A 13,642-nucleotide genomic window follows, 5' to 3' on the forward strand; every position below is an offset into this window, starting at 1 on the left:
CTCCACTTATCCTAGCTGTGCAGATTTCCCGAGCCACCTCTGAGTACCCATCGCGACATTTCCGGGGACGCGGCTCACGTGAGCATCACCGCCCTCAACCGGCACTATATCGAGCATCCCGAAACCGGCTTGGCAACGCTGACCCTTCATCCGGAGCTCGATGACGACGATTTTCAACGCTCGATGACAGAGCTTGGCATTTCCATGATAATCGCCACTCTGCTCATCATGAAGATTAAAGCAAAAACCGACGTTTGGGACGAATTTCAGGCGCTACTTCGACGCTACCAGGCCTTGGGAAGTGAGCGACACCGGGCCTAACAGTCGTCGCAGCACGATGAGAACGCCTAAAAATTTCAAGTTCGGTCTCTGGGGGGAGTTTAAATGGGAAATCTCATTGCGGCAGTTCACGGCGTTCGACAAGTCCTCGTCGGCCGCATCGTCACGATGGATGGGAACGGTACTATCATACCCTCCCTGACCAACATTTGCGTTGTTCTTATCTCTGTTCAGCGAACGGCAGGTTTCGGGAGCATCAAGTCGTAGATTGAATGACCTAAATGGAAGCGCTAAGCTATCGTTCCCAGATGCCGCGCCTGTAAACTTCCGGGCGCATCGACACGGTAGGTGGTGTTTTCTGGAGGCTTTGCCCCGTACGCTTTTGGTTTCCCCGCCTTCAAGAGAAGGCGGCAAGAGCTGAACTCTGATTAAAGTCCTAACACGACAGAATCCCGATTTTCATCGTGATCTGATCCAATAAAGCCACAACCATCTGATTTAATTTGATTTTCAAAAGAAAATTTGCAAATCAAGAGAAATCGCTTGACTCGGGGGTGCACGAGAAATGGCGATTTCGTGCATTCTTATGCTTCATTGTCAACAATTGAAAGATTGGCGACCCCTGCAGGATTCGAACCTGCGACCGTCGGCTTAGAAGGCCGGTGCTCTATCCAGCTGAGCTAAGGGGCCGGGTATCGGCCGCATCAATGCCTGATGAGGACGTAAAGGGCAAGTCTGAGGCGGCCGTTGCGCCGCGTTGATGCGGCGGATCGCGATCAGTGTGTCCAGGGCTGGGTGCGGTTGGGGCTGAAGTTCTCCGAATAGGAGACCACCTTCACCGTCTTTTCCTTCGGCGGGATGACCCGGTAGGCGATGCCCTTGCGGCGGGCATAGTCCTCGGCGTCCTGCTGCGTCTCGAAGCGAAGCTTGACCTGCTGCAGCGTGTCGGAGGACGAAGTATAACCGAACAAGGGATCAATCGTGCGCGGCGCCTGCTGATCGAATTCGAGCACCCATTCATGGGTCTTGGCATTGCCCTGCTGCATCGCCGTTCTGGCGGGGCGGTAAATCTTCGCCGACATCGCTTTTGCTCCGCTTTGATTGTCCGGCCGGCGGCGTTGCGCCAGCCCGTGCCCTTGTTACGCAATTTTTGCCCATGAGCAATAAAAATCAAGCCGAAAAACCGGCGACAACACGCGAATATGTCCACAATGCCTGAAATAACGCCGCCCCGCGGGCCAGCGCGGTAAAACGCCTGCGGGCAACGGGGTGCGAAGGGTTGTGGTTTTTATGCAAGTCAAATACATCTGACATGAGAATAGCATTTGTCGCCCGCCCTGCGTGTCGGGGGAGGCAAGCCGCGTGCGGAACCGGGCCGATCATCATCACGCCGGGAACGAGGCGGAACCCAAAATTACGGGCGGCAAATTGCGGCAGATAGCCTTATAGTTCCAAGTCGGCAAAAGAGAATACTGAGTCGCGATCAGCGATACGGGCAAAAGAGTGAACCGATGGTTGCGCTTACATGACATTGCACCTCCGATTCCGTATCGGTCGCCTGACTTTTCGCTGACGGGACGCACGAATGATGAGCATTAAGTTGGAAAACAGCTCTTTTGAACAGATGTTTGAACTCGCGCCCATTGCCATGTGGGTGGAGGATTTCAGTGGCGTCAAATGCCTTTTCGACCGTTGGCGCTCCGCCGGCGTGACGGATATCGAGGCGTTTCTCAGGGCCGACCGGTCGCGCGTAGCGGCCTGTTCCCGGGCGATCCGGGTGCTACAGGTCAACCGCAAGACGCTTGACCTGTTTGAAGCCAGCGACATGGAGCAGCTGGTCTCCAGCATCGATCAGGTGTTTCGCGACGACACGCTGGAAAGCCATATCGACGAGTTGGTCCAGCTATTCGAGGGTGCGCATTCCTTTTCCAGCAACACCGTCAACTACACGCTCTCCGGCAAGCGGCTCGACATCCAGCTTCGCGGCCAGGTTCTGCCCGGCCATGAGGACACGCTGGACCGGATCCTGCTCACCACCGAGGACGTCTCCCTGCGCGAGGCGGCGCATCGGCGCGAACGCGCGCAGGCGCTTTATGCGCAGGGCCTGTTCGAGCATTCTCCGGTCTCGCTGTGGGTCGAGGACTTCTCGCGCATCCGCAACCTGCTGGAGGACCTGCGTTCGCGCCACATCGTCGATCTCAGGGTGTTCATGGACGTGCACCCCGATTTCGTGCGCCAATGCCTGAACGAGATCAAGGTGATCGACGTTAACCAGGCCACGCTCGACATGTTCCGCGCCGCCGACCGGCAGGCCCTGTTGCAGAACCAGCATGCCATCTTCCGCGACGATGTCGAGGAGCATTTCCGCGAACAGCTCATCGATCTCTGGGAAGGCCGGCTGTTCCACAGCCACGAGGTGATGAATTACGCCCTCGACGGCTCCGAGCGCTACGTGCTGCTGCATTTCTCGGTGCTGCCGGGCCACGAGCACGACTGGTCGCTGGTGCTGGTGTCGCTGACCGACATCACCGCGCGCAAGAAGGCGGAGGCCTATCTCGAATATCTCGGCCGTCACGATGTGCTGACCAAGCTCTACAACCGCTCCTACTATACCGAGGAGATCAACCGGCTCGAGCGCAAGGACTTCCGGCCGATCGGCGTGCTGATCATCGATCTCAACGGCTTGAAGGAAGCCAATGATTCGCTTGGCCATGACGCCGGCGACGGCCTGCTGCGCCGGCTCGGCGAGGTGCTGAGCGAAGCCGTCAGCACGCCCCATTGCGCCGCCCGCATCGGCGGCGACGAGTTTGCCGTGCTCATGCCGGGCGCAAGCGAAGACGACGTCAAGGTCATGGTGGAACAGATCGGCAAGCTTCTGAATATCAACAATCAGTTTTACGCCGACGCGCCGATCAGCATCTCGGTCGGAGTGGCAATCTGCGAGAAGGGCGAAACCGTCGAATCGGCCGTCCGGCGCGCGGACAAGGAAATGTACCGCCAGAAGCGGGAATACTACGCTTCGATGCCCGCTCTTGACAGGCGCGGCCGCATGTAACGCGGGCCACCGCCTGGCGGAGCGGGGTGCTGAGATAGCCCCCTCGCCCGGTTTTGCACTTGGCTCGTCGGGCCGAGCGGCAACGCGAGGCGACGCCAATGCGAGGCGACGCCCAGCCCTGTAAATGCAAAACGCCGGAGCAGAACCCCGGCGTTTCATGCGTTCTTCAAGCGGACCGGTCAGGACGACAACCCGACCTTTACGCGTATTCAGGTATCGGCGGCGGAAGCCGTCTTGCCGGATTTCCCTTTTGGCCCATCGGACTTCAACTCGCTGGGCTTGATCGGCGTTGCCTCGGGGATCGCCTCCAGCGTCAGTTCCGGCTTGCCATCCTTTTCGGCCACGCCGACGCGGACGACGCCGCCCTTCTTGAGCTTGCCAAACAGGATCTCGTTGGCGAGCGGCTTCTTGATGTGCTCCTGGATGACCCGCGACAGCGGCCGCGCGCCCATCTTTTCGTCGTAGCCGCGTTCGGCGAGCCATTCGACGGCCTTGTCCTCCAGTTCGAAGGTGACGTTGCGTTCCGAAAGCTGGCTTTCGAGCTGCATGACGAACTTCTGGACGACCTGATGAATGACCTCGGTCGGCAGCGGCGCGAACTGGATGATCGCGTCGAGACGGTTGCGGAACTCCGGCGTGAAGATGCGGTTGAGCGCCTCTTCGTCCTCGCCGGTGCGCCGGGAGGAGCCGAAGCCGATCGCCGACTTCGACATTTCGGCAGCGCCCGCATTGGTCGTCATGATCAGGATGACGTTGCGGAAGTCGATCTTCTTGCCGTTGTGGTCGGTCAGCGAGCCGTGATCCATCACCTGCAACAGGAGGTTGTAAATATCCGGATGCGCCTTCTCGATCTCGTCAAGCAGCACCACGCAATGCGGATGCTGGTCGACGCCATCGGTCAGGAGGCCGCCCTGGTCGAAGCCGACATAGCCGGGAGGCGCGCCGAGCAGACGCGAGACCGTGTGCCGCTCCATATATTCCGACATGTCGAAGCGCAAAAGCTCGACGCCGAGCGAGGAGGCAAGCTGCTTCGACACCTCGGTCTTGCCGACGCCTGTGGGGCCGGAGAAGATGTAGGAGCCGATCGGCTTGTTGGGCTCGCGAAGCCCGGCACGGGCCAGCTTGATCGAAGTCGACAGTGCGTCGATCGCCTTGTCCTGGCCGTAGACCACGGAGCGCAGCTCCTGCTCCAGATTGGCAAGCACCTGCTCGTCATCCTTGGAGACGGTCTTCGGCGGAATACGGGCCATGGTCGCGATCGTCGCCTCGATCTCCCTTTCGGTGATCATCTTGCGGCGGCGCGAAACCGGCACCAGCATCTGCGCCGCACCGCTTTCATCGATCACGTCGATGGCCTTGTCGGGCAGCTTGCGATCGGTGATGTAGCGCGCGGACAGCTCCACCGCCGCCTTGATGGCGTCGTTGGTGTAGCGCAGGTTGTGATATTCCTCGAAATAGGGCTTCAGGCCCTTCATGATCGCGATGGCATCGTCCACGGAGGGCTCGTTGACATCGATCTTCTGGAACCGACGCACCAGCGCCCGGTCCTTTTCGAAGAACTGGCGGTATTCCTTGTAGGTGGTCGAACCGATGCAGCGGATCGCACCCGAAGAGAGCGCCGGCTTCAAGAGGTTCGAAGCGTCCATCGCGCCGCCAGAGGTGGCGCCTGCCCCGATTACGGTATGGATCTCGTCGATGAAGAGCACGGCGCCCTCATATTCCTCGAGTTCCTTGACCACCTGCTTCAGCCGCTCCTCGAAATCGCCACGATAGCGGGTGCCAGCGAGCAGCGTGCCCATGTCGAGCGAGAAGATCGTCGCATCGATCAGCGCTTCAGGCACCTTGCCTTCGACAATCCGCTTGGCGAGGCCCTCGGCGATCGCCGTCTTGCCGACGCCGGGATCGCCGACATAGAGCGGGTTGTTCTTCGACCGGCGGCACAGGACCTGGATGGTGCGGTTGACCTCGGAATCGCGGCCGATCAGCGGATCGATCTTGCCGGTCATCGCCTTTTCATTGAGGTTGACGCAATAGGCCTTCAGCGCATCCGGCTGCTTGCGAGCGCTGTCCTCGCTCTCGCGCTGGCCGCTTGCATCGCTTTCCTCCGGCTCGTTGACGCCGCGCGGCGTACGGGTCTCGGAGGAGCCGGGACGTTTGCCGATGCCATGGGAAATGTAGTTCACGGCATCATAGCGCGTCATCTCCTGCTGCTGCAGGAAATAGGCGGCATGGCTCTCGCGCTCGGCAAAGATGGCGACGAGCACGTTGGCGCCGGTCACTTCTTCGCGACCGGAGGACTGCACATGGATCACCGCGCGCTGAATGACGCGCTGGAAGCCGGAGGTGGGCTTGGAGTCCTCGTCATAGCCGGTGATCAGGTTTGCGAGTTCGGTATCGACATATTCGGTTACAATCTTGCGCAATGCGTCGAGATCGACATTGCAGGCACCCATGACGGCGGCTGCGTCACCATCATCGATCAACGCCAGCAGGAGGTGTTCCAGCGTTGCATATTCGTGGTGCCGGTCGTTGGCATAGGTCAGAGCTTGATGCAGCGCCTTTTCAAGACTGGGGGAGAAAGTTGGCACGATCAGTTCCTCACTTCTTTTCCATGACACATTGCAATGGATGTTGATGCTGGCGCGCGAAATCCATCACCTGCGTGACCTTGGTTTCGGCCACTTCGAAGGTAAAGACCCCGCATTCGCCCACGCCATTGTTATGGACATTGAGCATGATGCGGGTCGCCGCTTCGCGATCCTTCTGGAAAAAACGCTCCAGAATATGGATGACAAATTCCATTGGTGTGTAGTCATCATTCAACAGGAGAACCCGGTACAGGCTGGGTTTCTTTGTTTTCGGCTTGGTACGCGCGATGACCGCCGTTCCGCGGCTCGGATTGTCCCCATTCTTGGAGGGATCGTTCTGCATCCGGATCGACATCGCGATCATTCTCACTAACTCCGTAAGTCTCTCAGGCGTGTTCACCAAGTCTTTTGTTGGTGTTCATATCTGTATCTACCGAGTCCGTTTCAAGCTCCCTTCGACTGATCCGATCTTAATGCCGATGTTCCGGGCTTGTCATTAACAAAATACCGGCTTTTAAGCATCTCATGGTGGCAGGATCGCCGCTTTTGCCCGCAGAGGACGCGCGTGCGCGGCCCGCAGACGGTTCCCAAACGAAACCCGCACAGGATGAAGCCGATAAATATAAAGTGAGGATAGCGCGAAGCGAAAATCGCGGCCACGCCGGTGCGGCGAAAGCCCTACTTGCAGTAGCTCCGCCCGGAATTACGCTGCTTCAGGTCGAAATGCAGGTGGTCGTTGTGTTTGGGGTAGCCCGGCCCCAGGACGGTGTTGAAATAGTCGCAACCGCTGGCGCGGACTGATTTCAGCAGCCCTTTCTCCCGGAAGGCGAAGAAGCCCTTGGGCGAGACATCGATGGTCTTTCCGGTATTGAGCGTGAAGCCGCCAACGTCGATGGCATTGCCCTTCGAATGCTCGGACCATGTGCGGGAGTTGGTGCCGTTGTTCACGCGCCGGCAGGAATAGCCGCCCATCGTGTTCACCGATTTGAGCCCGGTGAGATAGCGCACGCGCACGGCGGGCGCGACATCGTTCTGGACCCATTCGGCGAAGGCAAGCGCCGTCTGGCAGTTGACCGTGACGCTGGGCGAGATCGCGACATTGCCCGACAGTGATTCCAGCTCGACCGGATAGGCAATGCCGCACTGGCTGCCGTTCGCGATCGCCGCGACATCGGAAAAGCTGACGCCCATTTCCCTGAGCGAGCTGCGGCACTGCCGCTCGGCCAGCGGCATCAGACCGGGCAGCCGGCCCTTTTGCGGCGAGGCGACGCCGCCAGGCTCGCTCAGCGGCAGCAACGAGGCGGTCTGGATCGGGTCGATACCGGGATCCGGCGCCGCGACATCGGATGCCGGGCTCTCAGCCTTCGGATTGTCGGGCGTCAAGGGCGCTGCGGCATTGGTCGCAACAACGGCGGCTTCCTCGTTCGTCGAAACGCCGAGATAGCTGTCGATCGGCACGCCGGCCTCGGTTTCGGTGCTGGCGATCAGTTGCTCGATGGAAGGCGGCGGCGATGGCGCGGCGGCCGGTGCAGGCGCGGCGGCGGTCTGTTGCGGCTGCGGGTTTTGCGCGGCCTCCTCGCTGCGGGTGACGATCTGGGGGCCCTTGTCGCTGGTATCCACCGAAAATGACGTCATCAAACCGCCGATGGAACAACCGGTGAGCGTTGCCGCAATGGCTGCCAATGAAACCGCGCGTCGCAAGGGAAACGTCATACTGAACCGAAATCGCGTTGATACTCCGGATGCGAGTAGACCAGACAAGAGTAAACAAATGCTTTTGCGGCGGTGATGAAAAGACAACCTTGTGTTGCCGGCTGGCCGGATGGCCCGAGTTGCAATTCCGCAGCCGTCGCATATTGTCTGAAACTGACCAGGGTACAGCGCCCGTAGCCACAGGAGAGATCGATGAACGACGAGAAATCGCCCACCGGCAACCTGACCATGCGCACGGTCGCCATGCCGGCCAATGCCAATCCGTCAGGGGATATTTTCGGCGGATGGGTGATGTCGCAGATGGACCTCGCCGCCTATGTCGCCTCCTCCGAGCGCGCCAACAACAGGACGGTCACCGCCGCGGTCAACTCGATGGCCTTTGCCCAGCCGGTCAAGGTCGGCGACACGCTCTGCGTCTACACCTCGTTCGAGCGGATCGGCCGCACCTCGATGACGATCCATGTCGAGGCCTGGGTGCACCGCCACCGCATGCCGCACCGCGAACAGGTAACCGAAGCCCAGTTCGTGATGGTGGCGATGGATGAAACCGGCAGGCCGGCCGTCGTTCCGCAGGAGGCGTGAGCGTCAGCCCCGAAAAATGAACGCCGCGCCGACCGCGATCAGCGCGAAGCCGATTACGTGATTGAGGGTGATCGCCTCCTTCAGCCACAGGACCGAAAAGCCCGAAAACACCAGTAGCGTGATCACTTCCTGGATCGTCTTCAACTGCGCGGTCGAATAGACCGACGCGCCGATCCGGTTGGCCGGAACCGCGAGGCAGTATTCGAAAAACGCGATCCCCCATGCGGTGATGATCACCAGCAGCAGCGGCGCGCTTTTGAACTTCAAATGCCCGTACCAGGCAAAGGTCATGAAAACATTCGAGCAGACCAGCATAAGAACCGGCCACAGGGCCGCGGGCGAAAACGAAAATGGCATGAATTTTCTCCGGAAACGCCGCCAGCCCGGCAGCTTCGCGCATTCTTAGCGCAAACTGTTGCGGACAGCATCAGGAATTTGAGCCGCGAAACTTGACCGAATCGCGGCGCAAGTTCTATTTTTGTTCTGTCGCAACACCCTTTTCTTTTACAGGCTTGTTCCCCATATTCGCCCCATGGCCAGATCACCCAGGAAATCCTCCGACAAACAAGGTTTCGAAGAAGCGCCCCAGGCGCCATTCGAGGGCGAGAGCTATGAAGGCTCGATGACGGACTGGCTTGCCGGGCTGGAGAAGGAGGCCGAGGCCGAGACCGTCGACAGCCAGCGCAAGCTCGCCTCGAAAGCCGGCAAGCATCGCCGCAAGGCCGCCGAAAGCGGCGGCGCGACGGCCAGCCGCACCGCGCGCGGCGTCTCCATCGGCGGCTCCTCCGACCCCAAGACCCGCGCCGCCGCCGGTCTGAACCCGGTTGCCGGCGTTGATGTCTCGCTGGAAGAAGCCCAGAACCTCGCCAAGGGCGGCGTCACCGCGACCGTGGATGCGCTCTCGAGCCTGATCGAAAGCGGCAACCCGCTGTTCAAGGACGGCAAGATCTGGACCCCGCACCGGCCGGAGCGCCCGGAAAAATCCGAGGGCGGCATCCCGATCCGCATGGTCACGGAATACAAGCCGTCCGGCGACCAGCCGACCGCGATCGCCGATCTCGTCGAGGGGCTGAAATCCGGAGACCGCAGCCAGGTGCTGCTCGGCGTCACCGGCTCGGGCAAGACCTTCACCATGGCCAAGGTGATCGAGGAGACTCAGCGCCCGGCGGTGATCCTCGCGCCCAACAAGACGCTCGCCGCCCAGCTCTATTCCGAGTTCAAGAACTTCTTTCCGGACAATGCGGTCGAGTATTTCGTTTCCTATTACGATTACTACCAGCCGGAAGCCTATGTGCCGCGCTCCGACACCTATATCGAGAAGGAATCCTCGATCAACGAGCAGATCGACCGGATGCGCCACGCCGCCACCCGCGCCATTCTGGAACGCGACGACTGCATCATCGTCGCCTCGGTCTCCTGCATCTACGGTATCGGTTCGGTCGAGACCTATACCGCGATGACCTTCCAGATGTCGGTCGGCGACACGCTCGACCAGCGGCAATTGCTCGCCGACCTCGTGGCCCAGCAATACAAGCGCCGCGACATGGATTTCCAGCGCGGCTCGTTCCGGGTGCGCGGCGACACGATCGAAATCTTTCCCGCCCACCTTGAGGACGCGGCATGGCGGATTTCGATGTTCGGCGACGAGATTGATGCGATCACGGAATTCGACCCGCTCACCGGCCAGAAGACCGGCGACCTGCAATCGGTGAAGATCTACGCCAACTCCCACTACGTCACCCCGCGCCCGACGCTGAACGCGGCGATCAAATCGATCAAGGAAGAGTTGAAGGCGCGCCTGCAAGAGCTTGAAAAGGCTGGACGTCTTCTTGAAGCACAGCGCCTCGAGCAGCGCACCCGCTTCGATATCGAGATGATGGAGGCGACCGGCTCCTGCCCCGGCATCGAGAACTATTCGCGCTATCTGACCGGCCGCCGCCCCGGCGAGCCGCCGCCGACGCTGTTCGAATATATTCCGGACGATGCGCTGATCTTCATCGATGAGAGCCACGTCACCGTGCCGCAGATCGGCGGCATGTATCGCGGCGACTTCCGCCGCAAGGCGACGCTGGCCGAATACGGCTTCCGCCTGCCCTCCTGCATGGACAACCGGCCGCTGCGTTTCGAGGAATGGGATGCGATGCGGCCCGACACAATCGCGGTGTCGGCGACGCCCGGCGGCTGGGAGATGGAGCAGGCCGGCGGCGTGTTCGCCGAGCAGGTCATCCGCCCGACCGGGCTGATCGATCCGCCGGTGGAAATCCGCTCCGCCAAGACCCAGGTCGATGACGTGCTCTCCGAAATCCGCGAGGTTTCAGCGAAGGGTTACCGTACGCTGGTGACGGTGCTGACCAAGCGCATGGCCGAAGACCTCACCGAATACCTGCACGAACAGGGCATAAGGGTGCGCTACATGCACTCCGATATCGACACACTGGAGCGGATCGAGATCATCCGCGACCTGCGGCTCGGCGCCTTCGACGTGCTGGTCGGCATCAACCTGCTGCGCGAGGGTCTCGACATTCCCGAATGCGGCTTCGTCGCGATCCTCGACGCCGACAAGGAAGGTTTCCTGCGCTCGGAAACCTCGCTGATCCAGACGATCGGCCGTGCCGCCCGTAACGTTGACGGCAAGGTCGTGCTTTATGCCGACCGGGTCACCGGTTCGATGCAGCGCGCCATGGACGAAACCAGCCGTCGCCGCGAAAAGCAGCTTGCCTATAATGAGGAGCACGGCATCACGCCGGAATCGGTCAAGGCCAGGATTTCGGATATTCTCGACTCGGTCTACGAACGCGACCATGTCCGCGCCGATATCGGCACCAAGGGCGGCAAGGGTTTCGCGGCCGATGGCCATCTCGTCGGCAACAATCTGCAGGCTCATCTCGACGCGCTCGAAAAGCAGATGCGCGACGCCGCCGCCGATCTCGACTTCGAGACGGCCGCCCGCGTGCGCGACGAGATCAAGCGCCTCAAGGCCGCCGAACTCCAGGGCATGGACGACAAGCTGGAGCGGCAGGAATCGCGGCAGGCGGAAAGCGGCGGACAGAGCGGCTATTTCGCCAAGCCTTCGCTGGACGACATGGGCCCGGGCACCGATACCGCCCGCCCGCTGTTCCGCAAGAACGATCTCGACGAGATGACCGTCGGCCGCACGGAAAAGCCGCTCGGCGGCGACGTCAAGCCGGTCAAGCGCGGCAAGATCGGCACGGGCTCCTACGAAGATCCCGGCGAGCAGAAACGGCGCGGCCGCCGCACCGGAAAGACCGGCAAGCCGGGGAAATAAGACGGGCGGCGACAATGGTTGTGCCCGCCCGCCGATGGCGATACGATAACGTTGATCAAACAAGCATATGGTTCAGAAATGACAGATTACGGAAACGTTCAGGAGCATGTGAAGTCGGCATTCAGGAATGCCCACTCAAATGCCGAGCCCTATCGCCACTGGCTGCTTTCGGACATGTTTCCGACGGAGCTTCTGAAGGACATTCAGTCGCTGGATTATCCTAAACCGGATCTTGGCGGCGTATCGGGCACGCGCGAGGTTCACAACAAGAGCCGGCATTATTTCGACCAGCCCAATATCGCGAAACATGCATGCTGCGCAGCCGTCGCTGAAGCCTTTCAGTCACCCGAAGTTGCCGCAGTCATCCAGGACACTTTCGGCACCAATATCGAGGGCTCGAGCCTGCGCATCGAATTCGCGCAGGATATCGACGGCTTCTGGCTGGAGCCGCACACCGATATCGGTGTGAAGCTGTTCACCCTGCTGATCTACCTCTCCGATGGCCCCGGTCATGACGAGCTTGGAACCGATATCTACGCCTCAAAGGAGGAGCATGTCGGCCGCTCGCCCTTCGCGCCGAACTACGCGATGATCTTCGTGCCCTCCTCCAACACCTGGCACGGCTTCGAGAAGCGGCCGATCCAGGGCGTGCGCAAATCGCTGATCATCAATTACGTGACGCCGGAATGGCGCGCCCGCGAACAGCTCGCCTATCCCGACCAGCCGATCAAGGTCGCCTGAGGACGAGGCGTTTCAGCCCCCAATCTCCCCCCTTGAGGGCAGGGCTATCGCATATGGTGTAGCAGCTTGCTCCCAATACTCTCTCCCGCTGGCGGGAGAGAGGCCCCGAAAGGGACAGTGAGGGTGGAGCAGCCTTTTCCAAACGTGAGAGCTTTCGCGGGGATAGACTCCCCCCTCACTGTCGCTTTCGCGACATCTCTCCCCTCCGGGGCGAGAAGATTGGGGGCTATGCGACAATGTCATATGCGATAACCCTGCCCTTGAGGGGCGATTGTTTTTGCCAGTGCCGCCAAGAAACACAACGTTCCGGGCGTGGTTGCAAACGAAGCCGTGCTGCAGCCCTCACCGCCCGCGTTTTGCAAGCCCCCTCCGAATTGCTTGCGCAATCTCTTCCGTCGCATCGACCGGCACATAGTCATAAGGCGCAAGCGCGCCCTCGAACGGCCGCGTCTGGCCCGCCGCATCCAGCCTGTCGATGAAGCCGGCGAGCTTGGGATTGAGTCGGTAGGGCCGCATTGGAAACACCGGTTTGCCGGTGGAAAGCGCCTCGCTCATCATATTGTGCGAATCGGCCGTCACCGCCAGCATGTCGACAGAACCGAGCATCGCGCGATAGGGATTGTCGGTTTCCGGCGACCAGATCCAGTGCGGGAAGCCGTCGAGCCGCTTGCGCAGAGCCGCCATCACCGGTTCCGGCGTGCGGCGCGACTGGGTCACGATGATGCTGCCGACCTTAGCCTTCGCTTGATCGATCTGCTGCATGAAGTGATCAAGCGCTGCCGCCTGATCCCGCGTGCCGGAGACCGGGTTGCCGATCAGCACGCCAAGCCGCGGCGACGGAAGTTGGCCCCATTCGTACGGCCGCGTGGCGACCGCCGCCGCGATTGCCTCGGGCGTCAACGGATGCGGCCCGGTATCGGTGACCAGAACATTGTCTGCGCGAAAACGATCGTGGCGCGGCATCCAGATCAGATCGGCGGCCGATTTGCCAATCCTCGGATCCTTCAGAAACACCGTGAATGTCCTGCCGCCCGAAGCGGCCTTCACCGCTTTCAGATAAGGCACCATGCGCCGGCCGCTCGCAATTGCGACATCGGGGAATGGCGGCGTGATCGGACTGCCCGGCTTGCCGGGGCGGTGTTTCGGCGGCACGGGTCCGCGCGGCATCAGCCATTCCCACGGCTTGCCCGGCGAAATCACCTTCTCCTCCGCTGCCTCGCCCAGCCGCGAGACCACCCCAAGGCACTGCACCCGATCCCCGATCTTGCCGTCCGTGAGTATCCAGATATGCATTGGAGAAGGCCCTTTCCCGCGAGAAGCGACATCCGCTTGTGCCGCGTCGCGACATGGGCGTCAACAGCCGGAGGTCCACGAACGCGGTCTGCGGAAAGAAGATAC

11 protein-coding genes and 1 tRNA gene are annotated in these 13,642 nt (G+C 60.8%); 5 read left to right on the top strand and 7 right to left on the bottom strand.

Annotated features, from left to right (window positions below; genetic code table 11):
* The first annotated feature begins 78 nt into the window (after positions 1-78).
* Positions 79-321 (top strand): hypothetical protein, encoded by a 243-nt coding sequence (locus K7H91_RS15785; RefSeq protein ID WP_230721225.1) that lies wholly within the window; start codon positions 79-81, stop codon positions 319-321.
* A 571-nt stretch (positions 322-892) separates the two neighbouring features.
* Here K7H91_RS15785 and K7H91_RS15790 read toward each other — a convergent pair.
* Together K7H91_RS15790 and K7H91_RS15795 are read right to left on the bottom strand one after the other, a co-directional pair.
* A tRNA-Arg gene (locus K7H91_RS15790) sits at positions 893-969 on the bottom strand.
* Positions 970-1,055: 86 nt separating this feature from the next.
* A complete protein-coding gene (locus K7H91_RS15795) occupies positions 1,056-1,361 on the bottom strand; it encodes an ETC complex I subunit (protein ID WP_230721226.1) in 306 nt (101 codons plus the stop codon).
* A 503-nt stretch (positions 1,362-1,864) separates the two neighbouring features.
* On the opposite strand from K7H91_RS15795, the gene K7H91_RS15800 reads away from it, so the two are divergent.
* Complete coding sequence (locus K7H91_RS15800) at positions 1,865-3,334, top strand: sensor domain-containing diguanylate cyclase (protein WP_230721227.1); 1,470 nt, start codon at positions 1,865-1,867, stop codon at positions 3,332-3,334.
* A 209-nt stretch (positions 3,335-3,543) separates the two neighbouring features.
* On the opposite strand, the gene clpA is transcribed toward K7H91_RS15800, so the two are convergent.
* The 3 genes from clpA to K7H91_RS15815 form a co-directional block, all read right to left on the bottom strand.
* The gene (gene clpA / locus K7H91_RS15805; protein ID WP_230721228.1) at positions 3,544-5,922 is read right to left on the bottom strand and encodes an ATP-dependent Clp protease ATP-binding subunit ClpA; all 2,379 of its coding nucleotides are present in this window, start codon (positions 5,920-5,922) and stop codon (positions 3,544-3,546) included.
* Between the two features lie 10 nt (positions 5,923-5,932).
* Positions 5,933-6,286, bottom strand: coding sequence for an ATP-dependent Clp protease adapter ClpS (clpS, locus tag K7H91_RS15810; protein WP_018063049.1), 354 nt, complete (start codon positions 6,284-6,286; stop codon positions 5,933-5,935).
* Between the two features lie 314 nt (positions 6,287-6,600).
* Positions 6,601-7,557, bottom strand: coding sequence for an extensin family protein (locus tag K7H91_RS15815; RefSeq protein ID WP_230721229.1), 957 nt, complete (start codon positions 7,555-7,557; stop codon positions 6,601-6,603).
* Between the two features lie 270 nt (positions 7,558-7,827).
* Here K7H91_RS15815 and K7H91_RS15820 point away from each other — a divergent pair, with 270 nt between their 5' ends.
* Complete coding sequence (locus tag K7H91_RS15820) at positions 7,828-8,217, top strand: acyl-CoA thioesterase (RefSeq protein WP_230721230.1); 390 nt, start codon at positions 7,828-7,830, stop codon at positions 8,215-8,217.
* A 3-nt stretch (positions 8,218-8,220) separates the two neighbouring features.
* Here the strand turns inward: K7H91_RS15820 and K7H91_RS15825 are convergent, their stop codons facing one another.
* Positions 8,221-8,574: a DMT family protein gene (locus K7H91_RS15825; RefSeq protein ID WP_230721231.1), complete on the bottom strand. Its 354-nt coding sequence runs from the start codon at positions 8,572-8,574 to the stop codon at positions 8,221-8,223.
* A 175-nt stretch (positions 8,575-8,749) separates the two neighbouring features.
* Between K7H91_RS15825 and uvrB the strand changes: the two genes are divergently transcribed.
* Entirely contained in the window at positions 8,750-11,503 is a 2,754-nt protein-coding gene (gene uvrB, locus K7H91_RS15830) for an excinuclease ABC subunit UvrB (RefSeq protein WP_230721232.1), read from the top strand.
* 78 nt (positions 11,504-11,581) lie between these two features.
* A complete protein-coding gene (locus K7H91_RS15835; RefSeq protein ID WP_230721233.1) occupies positions 11,582-12,244 on the top strand; it encodes a 2OG-Fe(II) oxygenase in 663 nt (220 codons plus the stop codon).
* Between the two features lie 342 nt (positions 12,245-12,586).
* On the opposite strand, the gene K7H91_RS15840 is transcribed toward K7H91_RS15835, so the two are convergent.
* A complete protein-coding gene (locus K7H91_RS15840; RefSeq protein ID WP_230721234.1) occupies positions 12,587-13,537 on the bottom strand; it encodes a mitochondrial fission ELM1 family protein in 951 nt (316 codons plus the stop codon).
* Between the last annotated feature and the right edge of the window lie 105 nt (positions 13,538-13,642).

It is taken from the genome of Martelella mediterranea, from assembly GCF_021021415.1.
Lineage (GTDB): Bacteria > Pseudomonadota > Alphaproteobacteria > Rhizobiales > Rhizobiaceae > Martelella > Martelella mediterranea_C.